A 23,526-nucleotide genomic window follows, 5' to 3' on the forward strand; every position below is an offset into this window, starting at 1 on the left:
ATACTCCTTACATCATTTTCCTCGCCTCCGTACCCCTCTGGAGGAACGACTAGCCATTCGACTAAGCCCGCAAGCGGGCAAGTCGCTGGTTATCCCAGAGGGCGAGGGGTACGGTAAGTCGCGATGCGGGATTTTGAATTTTTTCGGAGGAAGTGGAAATGATGAAGGGTGGATTGGCCGGGCTGATGAAACAGGCGCAGCAGATGCAGGCGAATATGAAGAAGGCGCAGGACGAACTGGCCACCGTCGAGGTGGAAGGTCAGTCCGGTTCAGGCATGGTCAAAGTGATCATGACTTGTGCGCATGAGGTACGCCGGGTGAATCTGGACCAGAGCGTGCTGGACGACAAAGAGATGCTGGAAGACCTGATCGTGGCGGCATTGAACGATGCCAACAAGAAAGCCGCCGAAACTTCGCAGAAGCGCATGAGCGGCTTCACCGCCGGGATGAACCTGCCGCCGGGCATGAGCTTGCCGTTTTAAATGAATACTCCTTCCAGTCTGGAAGAGCTGATCAAGGCTTTGCGCTGTTTGCCGGGTGTGGGTCCCAAGTCGGCGCAACGCATGGCTTACCACCTGCTGCAGCGCGACAGGCAAGGTGCCTTGCATCTTGCGCGTTCGCTTGATCAGGCAGTAAGCAGTGTCAGGCACTGCAGCAAGTGCAATAATTTTTCTGAGGAAGACGTCTGTCCCATGTGCCGTTCGCAGCGACGCGAGACGGACATGCTGTGCGTGGTAGAAATGCCTGCCGATCTGTTGATGATGGAGCAGGCGCAATGCTACCGCGGAATGTATTTTGTATTGATGGGGCGCCTTTCTCCCCTGGATGGCCTGGGGGCGAAGGATCTGCCGCTGGAGCGCTTGCTGAAACGTGCACGGGAGCTGTCGTGCGAGGTGATCCTGGCGACGAATTTCACCATCGAAGGCGAGGCGACGGCACACTATTTGGCAACCTTGCTGCGAGCGCAGGGGCTAAAGGTGTCGCGCATCGCCCGTGGTTTGCCGGTTGGCGGCGAATTGGAGCATGTGGATAGCGGCACTTTGGCGCAAGCCGTGCTGGAAAGAAGGACGGTGACAGAATGATCGATCAAGCCGAAACAAGTCAGCCAGGCGAGCGATTGCAAAAGGTGCTGGCACAGGCGGGTATTGGTTCACGCCGTGAGATGGAAGAGTGGATCAGCGCAGGAAGAGTGACCGTGAACGGTACGGTTGCAACGTTGGGGATGCGGGTTGCAGAGGGTGACAAGGTGCAAGTGGACGGACGTAATGTACGTCTTCAATTGCAGACCGAGCAAACCATGCCACGCATTCTGCTGTACCACAAGCAGGAAGGCGAAATAGTCAGCCGCGACGATCCCGGCGAGCGTGCCAGCGTATTCGATGCCTTGCCAAAATTGCGCGGACAGAAATGGATAGCAATCGGACGTTTGGACTTCAATACCAGTGGGTTGCTCATCTTCACAACTTCTGGCGAACTGGCGAATCGCCTGATGCACCCCCGTTTCGAGGTGGAGCGCGAATATGCCGTTCGTGTGCAGGGCCAGATGACGCCGGAGCACATGCGGCAAGTGACCAAAGAGGGCATAGAACTCGATGATGGCGTAGTACGTTTCGAGCAGCTCAGCGATGAAGGCGGCGAAGGGTTCAACCACTGGTATCGACTGGTGCTGAAGGAAGGCCGTAATCGCGTGGTGCGCCGCACTTTCGAGGCATTGGGCTTGCCGGTTAGCCGCCTGATGCGAGTGCGCTTCGGTATCATCGGTCTTCCGCCCCGTATCAAACGCGGCATGATGGCCGAATTGGGCGATAACGAGGTGAGATCGATACTCGAGTGGGTGGGTTTGCCGGTGGGAGTTGCCAGACAGGTGGTTGACGATGGCCGGCGCAACAAGTTGCAGCGTGCTCGGATACGGAAAAATTAAAACTGGCGAGATTGACGTACTGTCGTTAAAATCCGCGGGGTTAAGTGGCATTCTTAAGTGATAACGGCAACCTGGAAGTGAATAACGAGCGGGAATAAATGGAAGAGCGGGGCAACAAGACCATCATCTGTAGCGTAGTTTTCTTGGATATCGTCGAATATTCCAAGAAATCCGTTTCAGGGCAGATATCCTTGAAAGAGCGTTTCAACGCCTTTCTGTCCATTGCTATACGCGATGTGCCTGTCAACGACCGCATTATTCTGGATACGGGCGATGGTGCTGCGATCAGCTTCCTGGGGGACATCAGCGATGCCTTGCATGCGGCGCTGAGCATGCGCAGCAGTCTGCTGAGCGAAGGTGTGCGCATGGAACCGCCGTTGCTGGTGCGCATTGGCGTCAACCTTGGTCCGGTACGCCTGGTCAAAGACATCAACGGCCAGCCGAATATCGTTGGCGATGGAATCAATGTGGCACAGCGTGTGATGGGCTTTGCCGACCCCGGGCAGATTCTGGTATCGCGTTCATATTATGACGCGGTGTCGCGCTTGTCGCAGGAATATGCGGGCATGTTCCATTACCAGGGTTCTCGCACCGACAAGCATGTGCGAGAGCATGAAGTTTATGCGATCGGCTATCCGGGTGATTTCACTTCGACGCAGCAGAGTCTGGCCAAACAATCCAGACAGGCTGGAGCGACAGGTTTCGATGCAGTGCTGTTCCGTCTGGAGAATTACTGGGATGAATTTGTCGCCATCATGGCGCGCTGGGAGCGCGTTGCGATCACTGCGTTCCGCAATGCATCCGGTAAGCAACGCGCTGCTGCCATCGGCGTGGTTGCTGTGGTACTGGTCACTTTGACAGCACTAACGATCAAGCTGGCGAGCCATTCTGCGCCTCAGCACACGCAAATTGCTTCTACAGAGCAGGCTGATCCCGGTAAACCGCCAGTGGCTGCGGCTACCGAGCCCGCGCAAAGCAAAGCTGTCGCTAAGGGAGCCAGGGATGCTGAGGATGCAGAAAAAGTCTCTCCTAAACCGAACAAGAAGCCCCACTCCGAGAAGAAGGTGCAAGGTGTCAAGGAGAGTTCTCGTGTGAGAACTCTGGCGGAAACTATCGGTGCACCGGCAGTGGTAAGCCTTGGAATTCTGCCTTGGGGAGAGGTTTATCTGGATGGTAGAATGCAGGGAGTCAGTCCGCCCTTGCTGGAGTTGCAGGTTGCTCGGGGCAAGCACGAGATCAAAATTCGGAATACGACATTCCCGGTCTATACCAAAGTCATTACGGTGAAGCCGGGAGAGAGAATAAGAATTAAGCATACGTTCGCCAATTAACAATTGTTGGTGATGGCAAAGAATTAGGAGAGTATGGATGTTGGGTCGCCATAATGTGATATTGGGCGCGATGTTGGTATTGCTCCTGAGCGGTTGCCATACCCTGAACACTTGTGACGAGTGCTGGTGGTATAACAGAACTGCCGGACACAAATTGAGCAAGGGCGTAGAGAGTTATGAGGAAGGCAACTATATTGCCTCGGTAGAAGCTCTGACCAATGTGCTGCAAGCGAAATTGGCCGATAAGGATGACAAGGTGAGTGCATATAAATATCTCGCGTTCATACATTGCGTTTCCGGGAGAGAGCGGATGTGCTATGAGGCCTTTCACAAGGCATTGCTTCTGAATCCGAAGTTCGAACTGACCCCGGCTGAGGCTGGTCATCCGGTCTGGGGGCCGGTTTTCCGCAGTGCGAAGGCAAAATTTGGCAAATAACTATTCATCACTGGGCACATGATCAGTCATTTGGGGCGTTATGAGGTTGTCGGCGAACTCGGTCAGGGGGCGATGGGGGTCGTTTACAAGGCCACCGATCCGCTGATCGACCGTATCGTCGCCATCAAGACCATCACCTTGAGTCTTGCGCAGGAAGAGCGCGAGGAATACGAGGGGCGGTTCTACCAGGAAGCCAAAGCGGCCGGTCGACTTAGTCATCCCAATATAGTAACCATCTACGATGTCGGACGCAGTGGCGACATCGCATATATCGCGATGGAATTCCTGCAAGGCCGGGAGCTGCGGGACATTCTCAATGACGACAAGCTGTTGCCGGTCGACCAAGTGCTCGATATCGTGTCGCAAGTTGCCATGGGCCTGGCTTACGCGCACGAACACGGCATCATCCATCGCGACATCAAGCCATCCAATATCATGGTGGGCCGCGATGGTCATGTGAAGATCACCGACTTCGGTATCGCACGCATGGCCTCTGCCGGTGTCCGCACTCAGACTGGCATGGTGCTTGGCTCGCCCAAATACATGTCTCCCGAGCAGGTGATGGGCAAACTGACCGACCAGCGATCGGACATATTTTCGCTTGGCGTTGTGTTGTATGAGATGCTGACCGGGCAGCCTGCCTTCATGGGGGAAAACGTCAATGCCATCATGTATCAGACCCTGAATGCGATTCCGCAGCCGCCGAGATCCTTGAATCCGGCTGTCCCGGAAATGCTCAATTTCATCGTTGCAAAGGCGCTGGCGAAAGATGTGGAGAACCGCTACCAGAATGCCAAAGATTTTGCGAATGACCTGCGTGCCTGCCGCGGTACCATGCCGAGCACTGTGCTCTCCGCTGATATCGCAAATGCTCCGAGTGCTTCCTTTGTTTCGGGGACGGCTCCGCAGGAGGGAGAGGTCAGCGAGGAGGCTGATCCTGCGATTACAATGAGGCTGTCACCGTCTTTTGATTCCGCCGGGGCGACGATGCGTCTGGCTGCGATGACTGCAAGCAAGGAAGACGTGGAAGAGTTATCCAAGACATTCAAGATGGTGCGTCCCAGCATTGATGAGATAAACCAGGCCGCTCCCCAATCGCCAGTGTTTACGAGGCATACAACAGGCAACGTAACGTATCCGGAACATGACGCGCGATCTGCCAAGGGAGGCGGGCTTATCTTGATGGCCATTGTAGCCTTGATCCTGATCGGCCTGATCTCTGCGCTTCTGTTCTAGCGTCCCAATAAGTGCCAGGAATGCAGCGGTCTTTCAAGTTGCGCCCGTCGCGTTCACTCGCTCTGTACTTTTTTATCCTCTGTTCTGCAGCGCTGGTTGCGCTATGGTTGCTTCCATTGCCGAAGTTGCCATTGATCGGCATGACTGTGTTGGTGCTGTGTTGGGGCGGGTATTGCCTGCTGCTTCATGCGAATCTGCGTATGGAGCATTCCTGCATAGCTTTCCGCCTTGAAGATGACGGCAATATAGTGCTGGTTTTACGCAATGGCAGACATGCGCCATGCAGGATATCCCCGGATAGCGTGGTCACGCCCTATCTGGTCATTCTGAACGTTGTTTTAAATGAGAAAGGTGGCAGGCGCAGCCTGCTGATATTGCGAGACGGGACCGGGCAGGAAAGCTTTCGCCGCTTGTGTATCGCCTTGAGGTGGGGAGATGCATCGAATCAGGCTGCAACATAGCTCGGTGGTGTCAGCACAGTGGGGTGAGCTTCGGGCAGCATTTGTGGATAGTCCTTGCTGAAGTGCAAACCGCGGCTTTCGTGCCGGGACAGGGCGCTTTGTACGATTAGGTCGGCAGTTAATACCAGATTGCGCAACTCCAGCAAGTCGGCACTGACGTGGAAATTGCTGTAATACTCGTTTATTTCCTCGTGCAGCAATTTGATGCGATGTTGTGCGCGCTGCAGGCGTTTGGTCGTGCGCACGATACCGACATAGTCCCACATGAATCGACGCAATTCATCCCAGTTATGCGAGATCACCACGGTTTCGTCTGCATCTGTCACACGGCTTACATCCCATTGCGGTAGTTCGGGGATTGGTCTTGCATGGCTGTCGAGTATGTCCAGCGAAGCGGCTTCGGCGAACACCAGGCATTCCAGAAGCGAGTTGCTTGCCAGGCGGTTGGCGCCGTGCAATCCGGTGCAGGCGGTTTCACCGATAGCGTAAAGTCCGTTCACATCGGTACGTCCGTGCAGGTCGGTCATAACTCCCCCGCAGGTGAAATGAACGGCTGGAACGACCGGTATCGGCTGTTTTGAAATATCGATTCCGAGTGCCAGGCAGCGCGAGTAAATGGTCGGAAAGTGCTCCTGCAAGAATTCGACGGGCTGGTGCGAGATATCCAGATAGACGCAATCCAGGCCCCGTTTCTTCATTTCGAAGTCGATGGCGCGGGCTACGATATCGCGCGGTGCCAGCTCTGCCCGGTCGTCATGCCATGGCATGAAACGTGTACCGTCGGGCAGTTTCAATGTCCCGCCCTCGCCGCGTACCGCTTCGCTGATAAGAAAGGATTTGGCATGTGGGTGATATAAGCAGGTTGGATGGAACTGGATGAATTCCATATTGGCGACCCGGCAGCCGGCGCGCCAGCCCATTGCGATGCCGTCGCCGGTGGCGGTGTCCGGATTGGTGGTGTAGAGATAGACTTTTCCTGCGCCGCCAGTGGCAAGTACGGTGTTCTGTGCCGAAATGGTGATTACTTCACCGCTAAGAGTGTTCAGGGCATAAGTGCCATGGCAGCGATTGTCATCCTGGCGCAATTTTTTTCCGGTAATGAGATCAATGGCGATGAAGCGTTCCAGCAGGGTGATGTTCGGGTGGGCGCGTACCTTCGCGGCGATGGTCTCCTGTACTGCCTGCCCGGTAGCATCGGCAGCATGGATGATGCGACGATGGCTATGACCGCCTTCGCGAGTGAGATGGTAACCATTGTTTGAATCGGCATCGCGGGTGAATGGCACCCCCAGCGATATCAGCCAGTCGATGGCTGCCGCACCATGTTCAACTACGAAGCGAGTGGTTCTTGCGTCACACAGTCCAGCCCCGGCGACAAGAGTGTCCTGGATATGATCCTTTAGCGAGTCGTCGGGGGAAAGTACCGCGGCAATGCCGCCCTGAGCCCATGCACTGGCACCTTCCAGAAGCGATTTTTTGGTTATAACGGCGACTTTTTGTCTGTCTGCCAGCTTGAGTGCCAAAGACAGGCCAGCCAGTCCGCTACCGATGATGAGTGTATCGAAACGCAGCACGCAACTATTCCAGTCAGGTTATTTTCTTGGCGAACTATAGCAAACTTGTGAGGGTATCAAACCGGCGTTGTGAACTTATTTCTGCCCTGGATGTCAATGTCGTGACATTGGCAAAGCTGACGTTTGAGCATCCGTCCGGTTATACTATCGAACCGCTTGGGAGCGGTTCAAATCAATAAGCCGGGAAACGGAATGGGTGACAGGGAGGTCGATCAACAACTGGTGGAACGGGCGCAACGCGGCGACAAGCACGCGTTCGAGTTGTTGGTGGCAAAATATCAGCGTCGACTGGGCCGTCTGATTTCGCGTTTTGTGCGAAATTCAGCTGAGGCAGAGGATGTCACGCAAGATGCGTTCATCAAGGCATATCGCGCCTTACCTGCGTTTCGGGGGGATAGTGCGTTTTACACTTGGTTGTACCGGATTGGCATCAATACCGCAAAAAACCACTTGGTGGCGCAAGGTCGCAGAGCGCCCACCAGTACGCCGTTCGATGCGGATGAGGCGGAAGATTTCGAGGATGCAGCGCTGTTGCATGAAGTGGCGACGCCCGAGAATGAACTGATGAGCAAGCAAGTTGTGGAAGTAGTGAACTCCTCATTGCAGGAATTGCCTGATGATTTGCGCACGGCATTGACCTTGCGTGAGATTGAGGGGTTGAGCTATGAAGAGATTGCAGCGGTGATGGATTGCCCGATTGGCACCGTCAGATCGAGGATATTCAGGGCACGCGAGGCGATAGCAACCAATTTGCGTCCATTGTTAGGTACGAGTGAAGATAAAAGGTGGTAAAGATGAAACAGGAAATTTCTGCGCTGATGGATGGTGAGATGTTCGAAGACCAGGCGGATGCCTTGTTGGACAAGCTCAAACGCCATCCTGAAGTACAACAGGAGTGGGGAAATTATCATCTGATAGGCGACGCCTTGCGACAGCCCGACCACATCTGTAAAAACTTCGGAAAATCTTTCCATGAGCGATTGAAGGCCGAGCCAACCGTAATTGCCCCATACAGCCGTACTACACAGCGTGTCCGCAATTTTGCACTTTCTGCCGTTGCATCCGTGATGGCGCTGGCCTTGGTGGCCTGGCTGTCCCTGCAAGTCGGCAGCGAACCTGCGCCGCAGGTGGCAATGATTCCGCAGGACAATATCTCTGCGATTCGCCCCGCATCCGCTCAAGTCGACGATTATCTGATGGCTCATCAGGAATATTCGCCCAGTGCGGACATACACGGTGCTGCCTCTTACATTCGCGCGGTGGCGGGCAGATAGTGCGGCGTACGATGCGACAATACAGTTATCTGTTCTTTATGCTGTTGCAGCTGGGTGTTGCGTCGGCATTTGCCGATCCATTGCGTGCAGATGAGTCGGATTGGCTGAAGACCATGGCGTTTGCGGCGCATCAGACCGATTACAGCGGGGTTTTCGTTTATCAATCGGGCGGACGTGTCGAAATGTCGCGCATTACCCATGTCTCCGATTCTGCCGGAGAGCATGAGCGCCTTGAGGGTATAGGTGGAGAGCGGAGAGAGCTTATTCGCGACAATGATCAGGTATGGTTGTACACCGATGGACACAAGGTCCGGGTGGAAAAACGCCAAATCAAGCGCTCCTTCCCTGCGTTATTGCCCGAACAGATTTCGCTTCTGAAAGAGAATTATTCAGTCACTCAGGCTGAGGAAGATGAAGTGGCCGGTTATCATGCCCATGCCGTCGTTTTCCTGCCCAGGGACAATTTGCGTTATGCACGCAAATTGTGGGCGGACAGCGACTCGGGTTTGTTGCTTAAAGCAGTGGTGCTGAATGATCGGGGTCTGGTCATTGAACAGTATGCATTCATGCAGTTGAATATAGGCGGCAATATCGATCGCAAATGGATAGTACAAGACAAGCCTTCAGCTGCAATGGTTCAGGAACTCCATCTATCTCCCTTGCCCAAAGTTGAGCTGCTTGAGGAGCCATGCGGTTGGCAGGTGGATGCTCTTCCTTCCGGATTCAAGAAGATACTTGAAATGCGTCGTCCGTTCCGGGCAAACAAGGAACATGTCATACAGATGGTGTTCTCCGACGGCTTGGCGGGCATCTCGGTGTTTATCGAAAAATCCCAGGACGCGTCGTATCTTCATTCCGGATTGTCCGGGCAAGGTGCTGTGCATATCTATAACCGTATCGTGGGTGACCATCTGATCACTGTGGTCGGCGAAGTGCCATCAAGGACAGTAATTCAAGTGGGCGATTCAGTTCGCTATGCGGGACAATGACATGCTGGAAATGCGCGCCATCGTCATTCATGTTCATGGGGATAGTGCCTCGGTAAAGCCCTTGGGTACGGGCGGCTGCGGCCATTGTGACAGCGAAGGCGGTTGCGGCAGCGGAACTCTGACGAAGTTGTTTTGCAGCAACAAACCTCGTCTTTTCAACGTTAGCAATGCTGCTCGCGCCATGGAGGGTGACGAGGTGGAAGTGACCATCCCCGACGGGGCCTTGTTGCGCGGCGCCATGAAGATGTATGTGGTGCCTATGGTTCTGCTTCTGGTTGGTGGTGCGGCGGGATCCGGTTTGGCTACCGCAACGGTCGGGCATGACGCTTACGCGGTTGTCGGCGCACTCTTCGGTTTGGCGATCGGTTTTATTTATGCAAAATTGTCCCCGGGAATCGGGCAGGCAGTTGCTTCATCTGTTGTTAGATCGCAGTCTGGTCATTAATCAACGATCCATCTGGAGGCTGATCATATCATGCTGAAAAAACTGGTTTTTTTTGCATTTTTCGGGTTGTTCGCCCATTTTGCCGCTGCCAACACCTTGCCCGATTTCACCGTGCTGGTGGAACAGCAGGGAGCGGCAGTGGTGAATGTGAGTACAACGCAAATCATCCACAACCCGCAAACATTCCAGGGCATACCCAGCTTGCCTGAGAACGACCCGTTCAACGAGTTCTTCCATCATTTCGCTCCGCAAGCGCCGAGCGAGCAGGAATCGCAGTCACTCGGCTCGGGCTTCATCATCAGTTCAGACGGCTACATCCTTACCAATGCACATGTTATTGATCACGCAGACAAGATCACGGTCAGGTTAACTGACAAGCGTGAACTCAAAGCCCGGGTGATCGGCGCCGACAAGCGCACAGATGTGGCATTGCTCAAGATCGATGCGACAGGCTTACCCAAGGTTACTCTGGGATCACCAGATCAACTCAAGGTGGGCGAATGGGTGGTGGCGATCGGCTCGCCTTTTGGTTTTGATAGTAGTGTCACTGCGGGTATCGTCAGTGCCAAAGGGCGGTCCTTGCCGCAGGAGAACTATGTTCCCTTCATTCAGACGGATGTGCCGATCAATCCAGGCAATTCCGGCGGCCCGCTGTTCAATATGAAGGGAGAGGTGGTCGGCATCAATTCCCAGATATACAGCCGTTCCGGCGGATACATGGGGCTGTCGTTCTCCATCCCCATCGACGTTGCGATGGATGTGGTCAACCAGTTGCGCAGTACCGGCAAGGTGACGCGCGGACGCATCGGCGTGACCATTCAGGAAGTGACGCGCGAACTTGCTGACTCTTTCGGCTTGACTAAGGCTGGCGGTGCGCTGATATCCAGCGTGGACAAAGGAAGCCCTGCGGAAAAGGCAGGAATTCGTGCCAGTGACGTAATCCTGAAGTTCGATGACAAGGTGGTGACTTCATCGGCATACCTGCCACGTATCGTTGCCGCGACCAAGCCCGGCAGCAAGGTTAAGGTGCAATTGTGGCGCAAGGGCAGCACGCTGGATGTATCGCTGGTGGTTGGGGAGATGAGGGATGAGGGTGCTGCTGTACAGCGGGGCGGCAACCGCGGCAGCGCAGAGGGCTCTTCTGAAAGCGAAGCTCGCCTTGGTTTGGTTGTGAGCGAATTGAATGACCAGCAAAAGGCGGAACTGCAGGTGGCTGGCGGTTTGATTGTGGAAGAACTGAAAGGTCCGGCTGCACGCAGTCAGCTGCAGCGAGGCGATGTGATTCTCGCTGTCGGCAACATAGAAATACACAGTGTCGATCAGTTCAACGAGGTGCTGAAGAAGGTGCCGCATGGCCGCAACATTGCCTTGCTGGTGCGCCGTAGCGATGGCACGGTGTATGTCCCGATCAAGATGGATGATAAGTAAGCAAGCCTTTGTCGCTCAGCGTATCCCGTCAAAATCGGCTAGAATTCGCGCTTTGCGAAATAGCCGCTTTCGACGGGATTTATCATTTTGAGCCACATGCAGCATATCCGTAACTTCTCCATCATCGCCCACATCGACCACGGCAAATCCACTCTGGCGGATCGCATCATCCATTTATGCGGAGGCTTGTCGGACCGCGAGATGGAGGAGCAGGTGCTGGATTCGATGGATATCGAGCGCGAGCGAGGTATCACCATCAAGGCACAGACCGCGGCATTGAACTACAAGGCGCGAGACGGACAGTTATACAACCTGAATCTCATCGATACGCCGGGGCACGTGGATTTCTCATATGAAGTCTCCCGTTCGCTCTCTGCCTGCGAAGGCGCGTTGCTGGTTGTGGACGCTTCGCAGGGGGTGGAGGCACAGACCGTCGCCAATTGCTATACCGCGCTGGATCTGGGTGTCGAGGTGGTGCCGGTATTGAACAAGATCGATCTTCCTTCCGCCAATCCGGAGAATGCGATCGCCGAGATCGAGGATGTCATCGGAATCGGTGCGCAAGATGCAGTGCGTTGTTCGGCCAAGACTGGAATGGGCGTGGAAGACGTGCTGGAGGCATTGATCGTCAAGGTGCCGCCGCCCAAGGGGGATGTCGATGCGCCGTTGCAAGCGCTCATCATCGACTCGTGGTTCGACAACTATGTCGGCGTGGTGATGCTGGTGCGCATTGTCAATGGCACGCTGAAGCCGAAGGACAAGATATTGTTCATGGCGACAGGTGCTCAGCACCTGACCGAGCATGTCGGGGTGTTCACGCCGAAATCGCAGGATCGCGATTCCCTATCGGCTGGGCAGGTCGGTTTTGTGATCGCCGGTATCAAGGAGTTGAAGGATGCCAAGGTCGGCGATACGGTCACCTTGGTGTCCAGGCCGGCCGCCAGCGCACTGCCGGGTTTCAAGGAAATACAGCCGCAGGTGTTCGCCGGACTGTTCCCGGTGGAGTCCAACCAGTATGAAGCGCTGCGCGATTCGCTGGAAAAATTGAAGCTCAACGATGCAGCGCTGCAATATGAGCCGGAAGTCTCGCAGGCGCTCGGTTTCGGCTTCCGCTGCGGCTTCCTCGGCTTGTTGCACATGGAAATCGTGCAGGAAAGGCTGGAGCGCGAGTTCGACATGGATCTGATCACCACCGCTCCCACGGTGATCTACGAAGTGGTGCAGCGCGACGGCACCGTGCTGATGGTAGACAATCCGTCCAAACTGCCGGACCTGTCCAAAGTGGAAGAAATCCGCGAGCCCATCGTCAACGTCAATCTTTACATGCCGCAGGAATATGTCGGTTCGGTTATCACGCTATGTACACAAAAGCGCGGCGTGCAGATCGACATGACCTATCACGGCAAGCAAGTGCTGCTGAAATACGAGATGCCGATGGGCGAGATCGTGCTGGATTTCTTCGACAAGCTGAAATCGGTGTCGCGCGGCTATGCTTCGATGGATTACGAGTTCAAGGAATATCGTCCCGCCGATGTGGTGAAGGTAGATATGCTGATCAACGGCGAGAAGGTGGACGCGCTATCCATCATCGTGCATCGCGCCAACAGCCAATATCGCGGGCGCGAAGTGGCGGCGAAGATGCGCGAACTGATCCCGCGCCAGATGTTCGACGTGGCGATCCAGGCAGCCATCGGGGCCAACATCATCTCGCGCGAGAACGTGAAAGCCTTGCGCAAGAATGTGCTGGCCAAATGTTATGGCGGTGACATTTCCCGCAAGAAAAAGCTGCTGGAAAAACAGAAAGCAGGCAAGAAGCGCATGAAGCAGGTCGGCAGCGTAGAGATTCCGCAGGAGGCATTTCTCGCCATCCTGCGTGTAGACGATAAATAACCAGAACTGGAAGAAGAATGACTTTTGCCTTGATCTTGATCTTGTTGATATTGCTAACTGGCGTGATCTGGTTGATGGATCGTTTTTTGCTGCGTGCAAAACGTCCTGCAGGGGTAAATGAACCATGGTGGGTGGAATACGCTAAGAGTTTCTTCCCGGTGATTCTGATCGTCTTCTTGTTGCGCTCATTCCTGGTTGAGCCGTTCAAGATACCGTCCGGCTCGATGATCCCAACTCTGCATGTGGGCGATTTTATTCTGGTCAACCGTTTTACCTATGGCCTGCGCATTCCCATCATCAACAAAAAAATAGTCGATATCAACCAGCCACAGCGCGGCGATGTGATGGTCTTCCAGTATCCGGAAGACCCGTCGGTGGATTATATTAAGCGTGTGGTGGGGGTGCCGGGAGACCAGCTGGTCTATCGCGACAAGAAACTCTGGATCAATGGCGAGCTGCAAGTGCAACAGCGCGATGGCGACTACAATTATGTGGAGAGCGAATTGCGCTTTGTGCACACCGAGCGATATAAAGAGAACCTGGGGGGCAAGACCCATGCGATTCTGCTCAATCCGGATATGCCTTTGGTGCATCTGGGCAACGTGGCGGAATTTCCGCTGCATGAGCAGTGCAGTTACAGCGATATGGAGGTACGTTGTACTGTTCCGCCTGGACACTACTTCATGATGGGCGACAATCGCGACAACAGTCGCGACAGTCGCTATTGGGGGTTTGTGCCTGACGATATGATCGTCGGCAAGGCATTTTTGATCTGGATGAATTTCAACGAACTGGGTCGTGTGGGTCTATCGATCAAGTAGCCAGGGGACTTGTGAAAGGAGTGGAGATGAAAGCAACAATGTTCAAGCAGCGTGGTCTGGGCTTTTTCGGTATGGTTCTGGTTGCGGCTGGAATAATCTTTGTGGCGATACTGGGTATGAAGCTGGTCCCGCCTTATATCCATAGTGCCCAAATCGCCCAGATATTTCGAACGATGGCCAGCGATCCGTCGATGCAGGATGCTTCGATCAAGGAAATCAAAGCCTCGTATGACAAGCGTGCAAACATCGATTACATCACCGATATAACCTCTGATGACATCGATATCATCAAGGCCGGTGGACGATTGAGCATCAGCGCCAGCTATTCGGTCAAGATTCCGCTGGCAGGCAACATTACCCTGCTGCTCGAATTCAACCCCAGCAGTTCATGATTTTTCATGAAGCACGCGGCACTGTGTAAGCGACTGGGCTACCAGTTTTTGCAGCCACAATTGCTGCAGCGTGCGTTGACCCATCGCAGTTACTCGGCCGCACATAACGAGCGGCTGGAGTTTCTCGGCGATAGCGTGCTGAATTGCGCCATTGCCAAATATCTATATGATACTTATCCAGACTTGCCGGAAGGCGATCTGTCACGTCTGAGATCCAATCTGGTCAATCAACAGACTTTGGCTATTTTGGCGCAGCAACTGAATTTGGGCGAACAACTATTGCTGGGCGAGGGCGAACGCAAAAGTGCGGGATTCCGCCGTCCTTCAATTTTGGCTGATGCACTGGAGGCCTTGTTTGGAGCGGTGTTGCTGGATGCTGGTTTCATGGCTGCAGAAAAGGTGGTGTTGGGCTTATATGTCCCCTTCATCGTGCAGACCGACCTGAAGACGCTGGGCAAAGATGCCAAGACCTTGTTGCAGGAGCATCTGCAAAGCCGAAAACTGGCCCTGCCTCAATATCATGTGGCCGAAATCAAGGGTGAAGCGCATGCGCAAACATTCGTCGTCACCTGCGAGATCGCCCAACTTGGTCTGGTCAGCCAGGGAGAAGGAACCAGCCGCCGCATCGCCGAGCAAATCGCCGCAGAACGCGCCTATCAACAAATCAAAGAAACTCAATGACTGAATCTCAAGTTTTCCATAGCGGCTTCATTGCCATCGTAGGACGTCCCAATGTCGGCAAGTCGACTTTGCTCAATCATCTGATCGGGCAAAAGATCAGCATTACTTCTCGTAAGGCACAGACTACCCGCCATCGCATCACCGGCATCCTCACTGAGGCTGACACCCAGTTCGTTTTTGTCGACACGCCCGGTTTCCAGACGCAGCATACCAATGCCCTGAATCGCGGCATGAACCGTGTGGTGACCAACAGTTTGCGCGAGGTGAACGTAGTGTTGTTTGTGCTGGAGGCTCGCCAATTCGATGAGCGAGACCAGCAGGTGATGGGGCTGTTGCCGCAAGATCGCCCGGTCATACTGGTCATCAACAAGGCAGACCTGCTTGCCGACAAATCCGAACTGTTGCCCTTTATTGAAAAAATCTCGGCTTTGCGCCATTTCGCCGCGATCGTTCCGGTCAGTGCACGGCAGGGAAAACAGCTCGATACATTGCTGGAAGCCATACGCCCCTACATCCCGGAGGGCGAACACCTGTATGCCGAAGATGAGATCACCGACCGTAACGAGCGTTTCCTTGCCGCAGAGTTGCTGCGCGAAAAAGTGTTCCGCTTCACCGGCGAGGAGCTGCCTTACTCGGTCAGCGTGGTGATCGAACAATTCAAGCTGGAGGGCAAGCTGCGCCGAATCCACGCCGCCATTCTGGTCGACAAGGAGGCGCACAAGGCCATGCTTATCGGCAGCAAGGGAGAAAAGCTCAAAGAGATCGCAACCCAGGCGCGCCTGGATATGGAGAAACTGTTCGACGGCAAGGTGTTTCTCGAAGTGTTCGTCAAGGTCCGCAGCGGCTGGGCGGATAGCGCCCATATGCTGAAGACGCTGGGGTATGAGTAACGCGGCATCCAAACAACGCATTCAGGACGAACCGGCCTTCGTACTGCACAGCTATCCATTCCGCGAGACCAGCCTGATACTGGAGGTGTTCAGCCGTCGGCACGGACGTGTCGCGCTGGTGGCGCGCGGGGCGCGGCGTCCCAGGTCGGCGTTGCGCGGCCTGTTGATGGGCTTCCAGCCTTTGCAGATGAGCTGGTTCGGCAAACACGAATTGCGTACCTTGCATAGCGCCGAATGGCAGGGCGGGCAGCCACAGCTGCAAGGAACAGCGCTGCTGTGCGGTTTCTATCTGAACGAGTTATTGCTCAACCTGATGGCGCGAGACGATCCGCATGAGAGCCTGTTCGACTATTATCTGCAAACGTTGCAGCGTCTGGCGCAGGAAGACGATCATGCATTCACGCTGCGCTGCTTCGAAAAGCACATGCTGCAAGAACTGGGATATGCGCTGCTTCTGGAGAATGAAGCTGACAGCGGCAGCCCCATTGTGCCGACGCGGAATTACCGCTATATACTTGAGCGCGGTGCGATAGCGGAAATGGCGGATTCTTCGCAAGGAATGCCAGTATCGGGCAAGACGTTGCTGGATATGGCTGCGGACGATTATCGCGATGCCAACAGTGCGCGCCAGAGCAAACAATTGATGCGCATGCTGCTGGATCACCATCTTGCCGGGAAACCGTTGCACACACGCGAACTGATGAGGGACTTGCAAAAACTATGATCAAACTTGGACTCAACATCGACCACGTTGCCACTTTGCGTCAAGCGCGCGGCTCGCGCTATCCGAATCTGATGCGTGCTGCGCTGATCTGCGAAGAGGCGGGTGCGGATGCCATCACCATCCACCTGCGCGAGGATCGCCGCCACATTCAGGATGCCGACGTGGATATCCTGCGCGGCATGTTGCAGACGCGCATGAACCTCGAATGTGCGGTTACCGACGAGATGATCGCCAATGCGCTGCGTGTGAAACCTCATGACATCTGCCTTGTGCCGGAGAAGCGCGAGGAATTGACCACCGAAGGCGGACTGGATGTGGTCAAGCATTTCGATGCTGTGCAGCGTGCTACGCAGCGTTGCACCGAAGCCGGCATACGGGTTTCGCTGTTTGTCGATGCCGACGATAAACAACTGGATGCGGCAAAGAAAGCGGGAGCTCCCGTGATAGAGATCCACACCGGAAAATATGGCGATGCCGATAGCGTGCCGGCACGCGAACAGGAGCTGGCGAGAATCCAGCGAGCCGCTGTGTATGCGCATTCCCTGGGATTGCAGGTGAATGCCGGGCACGGGTTGAACTATCACAATGTCCGTCCCATCGTGGCGATTCCGCATATTGCCGAGTTGAATATCGGTCACGCCATCATCTCCGAAGCGGTCTTCATCGGGCTGGATCAGGCGGTGAAAAACATGAAGGCCTTGCTGGCAGCATGATCTTCGGTATCGGCACGGATATCGTCAATGTGGCGCGCATCGAGGCGGCTTGCAATCGACATGGCGAAGCGTTCGCAGCCCGGATTTTGAGCGAAGACGAACTGGCCGAATATGCCTCGCAAGTCCATCCGGCAAGATTCCTGAGCAAACGTTTTGCTGCCAAAGAGGCATTTGCCAAGGCGACCGGGCATGGGTTGCGCCATCCGGTAAGCCTGAAGCGAATCACGGTTACCCATGACGAACTGGGCAAACCGATGTTTCAGTTCGATGATGAATTGGCGGCTTATTTGCTACAGATGGGTGTTGCACGGCATCACCTGAGCATCAGCGACGAACGTGACAGTGCAGTGGCATTTGTGATCCTGGAAGGGGAAGATTGATGGGTAATGGGCCTGTGATGCTGGATATTCTCGGTAAGACGCTTACTGCAGAAGACGAGAGGCGCTTGCTCCATCCGCTGGTCGGTGGTGTCATCCTGTTTGCTCGTAACTACGAATCTCCCAGCCAGCTTGCCGAGTTGACGGCCAGCATCCATGCACTGCGCACGCCGCCGCTGCTTATTGCGGTGGATCACGAAGGCGGCAGGGTGCAGCGTTTCCGCGAAGGTTTTACACGCATCCCGCCGATGCGCGAGTTGGGCAAGGTTTGGGACGATCATCCCAAACGCGCCAGGCATCTGGCGCAGCAAGCAGGTTTTGTGCTGGCTTCCGAACTGCGAGCCTGCGGCGTGGACTTCAGTTTTACTCCTGTGCTGGATGTGGATTATGGCGCAAGCGGAGTGATCGGCGACCGCGCATTCCATTCTGACCCTCAAGCCATCGCCGAGCTGGCACACAGTTTACTGCTGGGACTCAGGCAGGGGGGCATGCCAACGGTGGGCAAACATTTCCCTGGTCATGGATTCGTCAAGGCGGATTCGCATTTGGAGATACCGGTGGACGACCGCAGTTATACCGACATCGAATTGTGTGACCTCATTCCATTCCGCCAGATGGTGAACTACGGTCTCACTGCCGTGATGCCAGCCCATGTCATTTATCCCAAGGTCGATTCGCGTCCTGCTGGTTTCTCCAGCGTGTGGCTGAAAAATGTCCTGCGGGGTGAAATGGGCTTTGAAGGATGCATCTTCAGCGACGACTTGAGCATGGAAGGAGCTACGGTGGCCGGTGGGATCGTCCAGCGTGCGGAAGCGGCATTGAATGCTGGGGCAGACATGGTGCTGGTATGCAACAAACCTGAGTCCGCCGATGAATTATTGGCAGGACTGAAGTGGGACATGCCGGCACAAAGCAAAGCGCGTCTTGCACAGATGCACGGGCGTCCGCACTCGCGGACACTGGTGCAGCTGCATGAAGATGCCGATTTCATCAAAGCACTGCATGAAGTGGCCGGCATCGGCATGCGCGAAGGTGAACTGCCCTTGGTATAGCACAGGTTTTTTTCTGATATCGAGAATGAAATTGCGGCTTCTCGAACAGGATTCTTGGAGCTATCATGCGAGCCATCTTGGCCTGGGTATGAGGAGAGCAGAATGCAACAAGTGTCTCGCATGCATCATCCGTTGGAGAAAGAATTTACGCATTTGACAGTGCGCTTCGATTCTGAGAGGGGCGTGTTGTGGACCCTTCTGGATCCAAAAAACGTCCCATGTTTTAACCTTGAGCTGTTAGGACAACTGCGGTCTCATCACGATGAAATCGAGACTCAAGGGAGTCGCATGCCGGATGTTGCTCAGGGACATGAGATTCGTTATTCTGTACTTGCTTCACTTACACCAGGAGTCTTTAATTTGGGCGGGCAGCTTGCCCTGTTCAGGGAATTGATTCGCAGCAGGAATAGGGATGCTTTGTTGCATTACGCAACAAAATGCATAGATGTGATTTATCAGCGGGTGCATCATTTTGGCTTACCGCTGGCTACAATCACATTATTGCAGGGCGATGCCTTGGGGGGCGGATTTGAAGCTGCATTGACCAGCGACATCATCATTGCTGAACGGAGTAGTCAAATGGGTTTCCCGGAGATTCTGTTCAACCTGTTTCCGGGGATGGGTGCATACAGTCTGGTCGCCAGAAAGGTGAATCCAAAATTCGCAGAAAAGATGATCTTGAGCGGCAAGATCTACAGTGCCGAAGAGTTGCATGAAGCTGGATTGATAGACATCTTGGTGGAAGACGGTAAGGGAGTGGAGGCGGTTAACGATTATGTAAAAAAACAGGAACGCCGTTCAAACGGTTTTCTTGCCGTCCAGAAGGCACGCCATCGTTTTAATCCCGTAACTCAGCAAGAGTTGATGGATATAACAACCGTATGGGTCGATGCGGCATTGAAGTTAAATGAGAAAGACCTGAAGGTGATGGATCGTTTTGTGCGTTCCCAGGAAAAGCTCTTCCTGCAGCCACAGGTCCTGCCATCAATGTCTACTGCTGCATGATCTTTCACACTGTGGCTTGATGAGCACCATTCAGATAATGCAATAGTGCGGCTCGTGTTTCCGGGAAGTTCTGCAGGGCCTCATCCAGCAATCCCTTGGCCGAAGACCCCAGTTCGGCGTTGCTGATGGCCAATATCTGGGTGCAAATGGCAAACAATGCCTCTGCCCCAACGTTTCCGGAGCTGCCCTTCAAAATATGAGCCAGTTCCTTGAATGTGGAGTACTCGCGTTTGGACAGGGCAAGGCGCATCGCCTCAAGCAATTTTTCCGTTTCCAGCAGGAAGCCGTAGAGCACGGTTTGCAGGAAGTCATCCTGATCGCCTCCAAGCAACGCCAGATGGTGCAGCGTATCTTCATTGATCAATCCAGCCGAGAATTGCTCCAGGGAGTGAAATAGCTCCGGGGCATCGGTCTTGGCGGGGGTCAGCGTCAACCGTGCTACGGTGTCGAGCAGGGTCAATGCATCGACGGGCTTGGTCAGATAGGCATTGATGTGGGCTCGTTCGCATTCCAGTTTTGCTTCCAGTGTGGCATTTGCTGTCAGGATGATCACTGGTGTGTCCAAGGGGCGCCTGGAAAGAGCGCGATGAACCTTGACGACCTCGAGACCACCCATCTGCGGCATGTTCATATCAAGGATCAGCAGGTCATAGGTGTTCTCTTCCAGCTTGTCCAGGGCCTGTTCACCGTTTTCCACCATATCGACTTTGTGGTTGCCGTGCTTCAGTATCTTCTCGATGATCTGCTGACTGGTACCGTTGTCTTCGGCAACAAGGATGCGAACCCCGCGCTTCCCGGCGGTGCTGCGCTCATAGTGTTCCTTGAACGAGATGACACCCTCCGATGGGCGCGGTGCCATGATTCCGTGCAGTGCGTTGAACAACAATGTCTTGTCGAGCGGTGTGCGCAACAGGCAGGAATAGCCTGCATCCAGATATTCCTTTTCGCTGTGGTTGTGCAGGTCAGGGTTGATCAATATTGGCGAGACTTGTTTCAGTCCGCGCAATTCCTGGATGTTTGCAGCGAAGTCCTTGGCGGTCATGCCGATATTTTGCGGAAAGCATAGTATGGCCAGGTTGGCAGGCCGTTCAATGTTCTTGTCGATCAGGAAAGTGAAGAAATGCGTCAGTGAAGCGGCATGTTCGCAGCGGATACCCCAGCCGGCGGTATAGTCGGTCACGGCGTGCTGCTCCTCGCGCGGCAAACCGATGGTCAGTACAAAAAGTTGTTCCAGCGTTGGTTTGGATTCGACGAGTACAGCGGCCGATTGTTTGAAGAAGGGAATCTCGAACCAGAAAATACTGCCGATCCCTTGTTCGCTTTGCACCCCCATCTTGCCGCCCATCAACTCCACCAGTTGCTTGGAGATCGTCGTGCCCAATCCTGTCCCGCCGTAGATGCGTGTGATGTTCTGGTCGGCCTGGGTGAAACTCTCGAATATCCTGCCCTGAGCTTGGGGCGAGATGCCGATGCCCGTATCGATCACCTCGAAACGAAGCAGGGTCTGGAGATCGCCTTGTTGCAAAGTTGCGATCCTGAGTTCGACACTGCCCTTGCTGGTGAATTTGATCGCGTTCCCCACCAGGTTGATGAGTACCTGCTGCAGATGCAGTGGATCGCCTTGCAGCATGAAGCAAGTCTCAGGCGTGAATCGAACGGACAGGCTGATCCCTTTCTTTTCGACCTGGGGCAGGAACATTTCAAGCGTGCTGTTGACCAGTTTGTGCAGATCGAAATCCGTCTTTTCGGAAACCAGTTTTCCGCTTTCGATCTTGGAAAGGTCCAGGATGTTATCGATCAATTTCAGCAGGAGATGCGCCGATTTCTTCAGCGTGGCAACCAGGTCTTTTTGTTCATCATCCAGGCGTGTGCCCAGCAACAGGTCTCCCGCGCCAATCACCCCATTGAGAGGGGTGCGCATTTCGTGGCTCATATTGGACAGGAAATCACTTTTTGCCTTGCTGGCTCGTCTAGCTTCTTCCAATGCCTGATTAACTTGGTTGCGCAGCTTAAGTATGTATGGGGGAATCAAAATCAGAGTGAGCATCAATCCGATGGACAGACGGGGATTGGATATCCAATAGTCATTCAGAAATATGACAAGAGTGAATCCGAGAATGCTGGTTACATAAGAAGTAATGAGTGACCAGGCGCCGAATCGAATGCCATTTCCTACGATTACCCAAAGGTAAATCCCAAAAAATATCGGTCCAGTCTCCTGGGAAATAAGGATCACATACGTTGTGGCCCCCAGGTCGCAGATCATGGTCAGGAATACTCTGCGTTTTGAGACATTCGGCTTGAACAAAACATATGCGGCAAGCAATATGGAAAATACCAAGTAGCTGCTGGCAAAAATCAATTGGCGCCTGGAAATTATTTCAGGATTGCCAAGCATTATTTCGACGAATAAATAAGTCAGTATCAAGGTTGTAAAGGCGATTCTCAGCAGAACCTGTTCATGCTCGCCATTTTTCATGCGCAACTGACGAATAAAGTGCTGGAATTTTGCCTTCATTGCCATACCTGAACTTTCTGCGATGGAGTCGTATCCTGCAACTGCTGCTGGATCAGGCTGATCTTGCTGAATTGCAGCATGAAAGCTTCGACGCATCCCGGATCGAAGTGGGAGCCCTTGTTCGCATAGATGAACTCGACAGCATCCTGGTTTGACCAGGCTTTTTTATAGGGGCGCTCGGAAGTCAGCGCATCAAAGACGTCGGCCACTGCAACGATGCGAGCATCAAGGGGGATGGCCTTGCCCTTCAGTCCGTTGGGATAGCCGCTGCCATCGTAGCGCTCATGGTGCGATAGCGCGATCTCGGCACCAAGGCTGATATATTTCGAGTGGCTGCTCTTGAGGATATGATAACCGATCGAGGAGTGCGTCTTCATGATCGAGAATTCCTCGTGATTGAGCTTTCCTGGTTTTAGCAGGATGTTGTCCGGGATGCCGATCTTGCCGATATCGTGCATGGGGGCAGCCATCTCTATCAGGCTGCATCGATTCTCGTCCAGCCCCATGCCCTCGGCGATCAGGCGCGAGAACTTGGCCATCCGCAACACATGATTGCCGGTGTCGGAATCGCGGTATTCGCCTGCTTTCGCCAGCCGGAACAACGTCTCCTGTTCGCGTTCGAGTATCCGCCGCGTCGCCTCGGTGACTGCCTTCTCCAGCTGTTCTGAACGATACAGGACTTCTTTGTGGTGCAGTTGCAACGCAAGCAGATTGCGGCAGCGTATCTGGCATTCGTAATGGTTGAAAGGCTTGGTAAGGAATTCGGAAACCCCCAAATCCAGTGCCTTATGGCGTATATCGTTGTCATTCGATACCGTGACCATAATGATGGGAACATGTTCCAGATGTGGTACACGCCGGATCGTTTTGACGACATCCAGCCCGGACATCTCGTCCATCAGGTGATCCACGAGGATCAGATCCGGATGGTTCAATCTCAGCCAGTCGATCGCCCCCAGTGGGGAGGCGAATGCCTGAACAAATACCTCCTTCTGCAAGCTGCGAACGATCTTGTCCAGAATGATCCTGCTGGTGAATTCATCGTCAATGATCGCGATGGTCGGAAGGGATGCGGTGTTGTCGTTTTGTCCGATGATTTCGAATGGCATGTGTTCGTTCCTTTATTAGCGGATACTGCGACACTTGGCCCGTCTTTGTGCGGGATTTTTGGTGGGATTTGGCTTGGAGACATTGCCCCGCCGGGTCGAGCGGATGTAAGTAGAGCCTGCTCTGCTTTCTTCGTCAACTGTCTGCACGGCAGAATGGTCGGCCTCAGGGTTGACGACAAGCAGCTGCAAAACTTCAAGGCCTGCCATTCTAAGCAAGGATTTGAGATAATTCACGCGTATTTCCTACATGGCGTTCGTC

The 23,526-nt window shown here is 54.2% G+C and carries 26 protein-coding genes; 22 read left to right on the top strand and 4 right to left on the bottom strand.

Annotation, left to right across the window (positions count from 1 at the left end):
* Positions 1 to 158 precede the first annotated feature (158 nt).
* From SLIT_RS06305 to SLIT_RS15830, 7 genes are all read left to right on the top strand, one after another.
* The gene (locus SLIT_RS06305) at positions 159 to 482 is read left to right on the top strand and encodes a YbaB/EbfC family nucleoid-associated protein (protein WP_013029401.1); all 324 of its coding nucleotides are present in this window, start codon (positions 159 to 161) and stop codon (positions 480 to 482) included.
* Complete coding sequence (gene recR, locus SLIT_RS06310; protein ID WP_013029402.1) at positions 483 to 1,082, top strand: recombination mediator RecR; 600 nt, start codon at positions 483 to 485, stop codon at positions 1,080 to 1,082.
* Positions 1,079 to 1,921, top strand: a complete 843-nt coding sequence (rluB, locus tag SLIT_RS06315) for a 23S rRNA pseudouridine(2605) synthase RluB (protein WP_013029403.1) — start codon at positions 1,079 to 1,081, stop codon at positions 1,919 to 1,921. Before recR ends, rluB begins: the two co-directional genes overlap by 4 nt.
* Before the next feature lie 98 nt (positions 1,922 to 2,019).
* Positions 2,020 to 3,252, top strand: a complete 1,233-nt coding sequence (locus SLIT_RS16065; RefSeq protein WP_013029404.1) for an adenylate/guanylate cyclase domain-containing protein — start codon at positions 2,020 to 2,022, stop codon at positions 3,250 to 3,252.
* A gap of 70 nt (positions 3,253 to 3,322) precedes the next feature.
* Positions 3,323 to 3,688 carry a TssQ family T6SS-associated lipoprotein gene (locus SLIT_RS06325; RefSeq protein WP_223293847.1) on the top strand — a complete coding sequence of 122 codons (366 nt, stop codon included), beginning with the start codon at positions 3,323 to 3,325 and terminating at the stop codon, positions 3,686 to 3,688.
* Positions 3,689 to 3,706: 18 nt separating this feature from the next.
* Entirely contained in the window at positions 3,707 to 4,924 is a 1,218-nt protein-coding gene (locus SLIT_RS06330) for a serine/threonine-protein kinase (RefSeq protein ID WP_013029406.1), read from the top strand.
* 20 nt (positions 4,925 to 4,944) lie between these two features.
* Positions 4,945 to 5,385 (top strand): protein YgfX, encoded by a 441-nt coding sequence (locus SLIT_RS15830; RefSeq protein ID WP_013029407.1) that lies wholly within the window; start codon positions 4,945 to 4,947, stop codon positions 5,383 to 5,385.
* Here the strand turns inward: SLIT_RS15830 and nadB are convergent.
* Positions 5,370 to 6,959 (bottom strand): L-aspartate oxidase, encoded by a 1,590-nt coding sequence (gene nadB, locus SLIT_RS06335; RefSeq protein ID WP_013029408.1) that lies wholly within the window; start codon positions 6,957 to 6,959, stop codon positions 5,370 to 5,372. The genes SLIT_RS15830 and nadB overlap by 16 nt on opposite strands.
* A 192-nt stretch (positions 6,960 to 7,151) precedes the next feature.
* Between nadB and rpoE the strand changes: the two genes are divergently transcribed.
* From rpoE to SLIT_RS06410, 15 genes are all read left to right on the top strand, one after another.
* Positions 7,152 to 7,751 carry an RNA polymerase sigma factor RpoE gene (rpoE, locus tag SLIT_RS06340; RefSeq protein WP_013029409.1) on the top strand — a complete coding sequence of 200 codons (600 nt, stop codon included), beginning with the start codon at positions 7,152 to 7,154 and terminating at the stop codon, positions 7,749 to 7,751.
* 2 nt (positions 7,752 to 7,753) lie between these two features.
* Entirely contained in the window at positions 7,754 to 8,233 is a 480-nt protein-coding gene (locus SLIT_RS06345; protein ID WP_013029410.1) for a sigma-E factor negative regulatory protein, read from the top strand.
* Between the two features lie 11 nt (positions 8,234 to 8,244).
* Positions 8,245 to 9,222, top strand: a complete 978-nt coding sequence (locus tag SLIT_RS06350) for a MucB/RseB C-terminal domain-containing protein (protein ID WP_013029411.1) — start codon at positions 8,245 to 8,247, stop codon at positions 9,220 to 9,222.
* Position 9,223: 1 nt separating this feature from the next.
* Positions 9,224 to 9,667 (top strand): SoxR reducing system RseC family protein, encoded by a 444-nt coding sequence (locus SLIT_RS06355; protein ID WP_013029412.1) that lies wholly within the window; start codon positions 9,224 to 9,226, stop codon positions 9,665 to 9,667.
* Between the two features lie 30 nt (positions 9,668 to 9,697).
* Positions 9,698 to 11,095, top strand: a complete 1,398-nt coding sequence (locus SLIT_RS06360) for a DegQ family serine endoprotease (RefSeq protein WP_013029413.1) — start codon at positions 9,698 to 9,700, stop codon at positions 11,093 to 11,095.
* Between the two features lie 96 nt (positions 11,096 to 11,191).
* Positions 11,192 to 12,985 (top strand): translation elongation factor 4, encoded by a 1,794-nt coding sequence (lepA, locus tag SLIT_RS06365; RefSeq protein ID WP_013029414.1) that lies wholly within the window; start codon positions 11,192 to 11,194, stop codon positions 12,983 to 12,985.
* 17 nt (positions 12,986 to 13,002) lie between these two features.
* A complete protein-coding gene (gene lepB / locus SLIT_RS06370) occupies positions 13,003 to 13,806 on the top strand; it encodes a signal peptidase I (protein ID WP_013029415.1) in 804 nt (267 codons plus the stop codon).
* A gap of 26 nt (positions 13,807 to 13,832) precedes the next feature.
* On the top strand, positions 13,833 to 14,198 hold the full coding sequence (locus SLIT_RS06375; protein WP_013029416.1) for a DUF4845 domain-containing protein: 366 nt from the start codon (positions 13,833 to 13,835) through the stop codon (positions 14,196 to 14,198).
* 6 nt (positions 14,199 to 14,204) lie between these two features.
* Entirely contained in the window at positions 14,205 to 14,879 is a 675-nt protein-coding gene (gene rnc, locus SLIT_RS06380; RefSeq protein WP_013029417.1) for a ribonuclease III, read from the top strand.
* Positions 14,876 to 15,769, top strand: a complete 894-nt coding sequence (gene era, locus SLIT_RS06385; RefSeq protein ID WP_013029418.1) for a GTPase Era — start codon at positions 14,876 to 14,878, stop codon at positions 15,767 to 15,769. The genes rnc and era overlap by 4 nt, the downstream gene beginning before the upstream one ends.
* The gene (gene recO, locus SLIT_RS06390; RefSeq protein ID WP_013029419.1) at positions 15,762 to 16,493 is read left to right on the top strand and encodes a DNA repair protein RecO; all 732 of its coding nucleotides are present in this window, start codon (positions 15,762 to 15,764) and stop codon (positions 16,491 to 16,493) included. Before era ends, recO begins: the two co-directional genes overlap by 8 nt.
* Entirely contained in the window at positions 16,490 to 17,206 is a 717-nt protein-coding gene (gene pdxJ / locus SLIT_RS06395) for a pyridoxine 5'-phosphate synthase (protein WP_013029420.1), read from the top strand. Before recO ends, pdxJ begins: the two co-directional genes overlap by 4 nt.
* Positions 17,203 to 17,586, top strand: coding sequence for a holo-ACP synthase (gene acpS / locus SLIT_RS06400; protein ID WP_013029421.1), 384 nt, complete (start codon positions 17,203 to 17,205; stop codon positions 17,584 to 17,586). The genes pdxJ and acpS overlap by 4 nt, the downstream gene beginning before the upstream one ends.
* The gene (nagZ, locus tag SLIT_RS06405; RefSeq protein ID WP_013029422.1) at positions 17,586 to 18,635 is read left to right on the top strand and encodes a beta-N-acetylhexosaminidase; all 1,050 of its coding nucleotides are present in this window, start codon (positions 17,586 to 17,588) and stop codon (positions 18,633 to 18,635) included. Before acpS ends, nagZ begins: the two co-directional genes overlap by 1 nt.
* A 102-nt stretch (positions 18,636 to 18,737) precedes the next feature.
* A complete protein-coding gene (locus tag SLIT_RS06410; RefSeq protein WP_013029423.1) occupies positions 18,738 to 19,640 on the top strand; it encodes a crotonase/enoyl-CoA hydratase family protein in 903 nt (300 codons plus the stop codon).
* A 4-nt stretch (positions 19,641 to 19,644) separates the two neighbouring features.
* On the opposite strand, the gene SLIT_RS06415 is transcribed toward SLIT_RS06410, so the two are convergent.
* The 3 genes from SLIT_RS06415 to SLIT_RS15835 are packed head-to-tail and all read right to left on the bottom strand — an operon-like array spanning position 19,645 to position 23,501.
* On the bottom strand, positions 19,645 to 22,254 hold the full coding sequence (locus SLIT_RS06415; protein WP_083775014.1) for an ATP-binding protein: 2,610 nt from the start codon (positions 22,252 to 22,254) through the stop codon (positions 19,645 to 19,647).
* Entirely contained in the window at positions 22,155 to 23,267 is a 1,113-nt protein-coding gene (locus SLIT_RS06420) for an HD domain-containing phosphohydrolase (protein WP_013029425.1), read from the bottom strand. Before SLIT_RS06420 ends, SLIT_RS06415 begins: the two co-directional genes overlap by 100 nt.
* A gap of 15 nt (positions 23,268 to 23,282) precedes the next feature.
* Positions 23,283 to 23,501 carry a hypothetical protein gene (locus SLIT_RS15835; RefSeq protein WP_150102956.1) on the bottom strand — a complete coding sequence of 73 codons (219 nt, stop codon included), beginning with the start codon at positions 23,499 to 23,501 and terminating at the stop codon, positions 23,283 to 23,285.
* Between the last annotated feature and the right edge of the window lie 25 nt (positions 23,502 to 23,526).

Source organism: Sideroxydans lithotrophicus ES-1 (assembly GCF_000025705.1).
In the GTDB taxonomy this organism is placed as follows: Bacteria; Pseudomonadota; Gammaproteobacteria; order Burkholderiales; family Gallionellaceae; genus Sideroxyarcus; species Sideroxyarcus lithotrophicus.

Excerpts from the sequence above, each read along its gene's own strand:
- SLIT_RS06305 (WP_013029401.1), top strand. The coding sequence starts at position 159 with ATGATGAAGGGTGGATTGGCCGGGCTGATGAAACAGGCGCAGCAGATG.
- recR (WP_013029402.1), top strand. The coding sequence starts at position 483 with ATGAATACTCCTTCCAGTCTGGAAGAGCTGATCAAGGCTTTGCGCTGT.
- rluB (WP_013029403.1), top strand. The coding sequence starts at position 1,079 with ATGATCGATCAAGCCGAAACAAGTCAGCCAGGCGAGCGATTGCAAAAG.
- SLIT_RS16065 (WP_013029404.1), top strand. The coding sequence starts at position 2,020 with ATGGAAGAGCGGGGCAACAAGACCATCATCTGTAGCGTAGTTTTCTTG.
- SLIT_RS06325 (WP_223293847.1), top strand. The coding sequence starts at position 3,323 with ATGTTGGTATTGCTCCTGAGCGGTTGCCATACCCTGAACACTTGTGAC.
- SLIT_RS06330 (WP_013029406.1), top strand. The coding sequence starts at position 3,707 with ATGATCAGTCATTTGGGGCGTTATGAGGTTGTCGGCGAACTCGGTCAG.
- SLIT_RS15830 (WP_013029407.1), top strand. The coding sequence starts at position 4,945 with ATGCAGCGGTCTTTCAAGTTGCGCCCGTCGCGTTCACTCGCTCTGTAC.
- rpoE (WP_013029409.1), top strand. The coding sequence starts at position 7,152 with ATGGGTGACAGGGAGGTCGATCAACAACTGGTGGAACGGGCGCAACGC.
- SLIT_RS06345 (WP_013029410.1), top strand. The coding sequence starts at position 7,754 with ATGAAACAGGAAATTTCTGCGCTGATGGATGGTGAGATGTTCGAAGAC.
- SLIT_RS06350 (WP_013029411.1), top strand. The coding sequence starts at position 8,245 with ATGCGACAATACAGTTATCTGTTCTTTATGCTGTTGCAGCTGGGTGTT.
- SLIT_RS06355 (WP_013029412.1), top strand. The coding sequence starts at position 9,224 with ATGCTGGAAATGCGCGCCATCGTCATTCATGTTCATGGGGATAGTGCC.
- SLIT_RS06360 (WP_013029413.1), top strand. The coding sequence starts at position 9,698 with ATGCTGAAAAAACTGGTTTTTTTTGCATTTTTCGGGTTGTTCGCCCAT.
- lepA (WP_013029414.1), top strand. The coding sequence starts at position 11,192 with ATGCAGCATATCCGTAACTTCTCCATCATCGCCCACATCGACCACGGC.
- lepB (WP_013029415.1), top strand. The coding sequence starts at position 13,003 with ATGACTTTTGCCTTGATCTTGATCTTGTTGATATTGCTAACTGGCGTG.
- SLIT_RS06375 (WP_013029416.1), top strand. The coding sequence starts at position 13,833 with ATGAAAGCAACAATGTTCAAGCAGCGTGGTCTGGGCTTTTTCGGTATG.
- rnc (WP_013029417.1), top strand. The coding sequence starts at position 14,205 with ATGAAGCACGCGGCACTGTGTAAGCGACTGGGCTACCAGTTTTTGCAG.
- era (WP_013029418.1), top strand. The coding sequence starts at position 14,876 with ATGACTGAATCTCAAGTTTTCCATAGCGGCTTCATTGCCATCGTAGGA.
- recO (WP_013029419.1), top strand. The coding sequence starts at position 15,762 with ATGAGTAACGCGGCATCCAAACAACGCATTCAGGACGAACCGGCCTTC.
- pdxJ (WP_013029420.1), top strand. The coding sequence starts at position 16,490 with ATGATCAAACTTGGACTCAACATCGACCACGTTGCCACTTTGCGTCAA.
- acpS (WP_013029421.1), top strand. The coding sequence starts at position 17,203 with ATGATCTTCGGTATCGGCACGGATATCGTCAATGTGGCGCGCATCGAG.
- nagZ (WP_013029422.1), top strand. The coding sequence starts at position 17,586 with ATGGGTAATGGGCCTGTGATGCTGGATATTCTCGGTAAGACGCTTACT.
- SLIT_RS06410 (WP_013029423.1), top strand. The coding sequence starts at position 18,738 with ATGCAACAAGTGTCTCGCATGCATCATCCGTTGGAGAAAGAATTTACG.
- SLIT_RS06415 (WP_083775014.1), bottom strand. The coding sequence starts at position 22,254 with ATGCGTCGAAGCTTTCATGCTGCAATTCAGCAAGATCAGCCTGATCCA.
- SLIT_RS06420 (WP_013029425.1), bottom strand. The coding sequence starts at position 23,267 with ATGCCATTCGAAATCATCGGACAAAACGACAACACCGCATCCCTTCCG.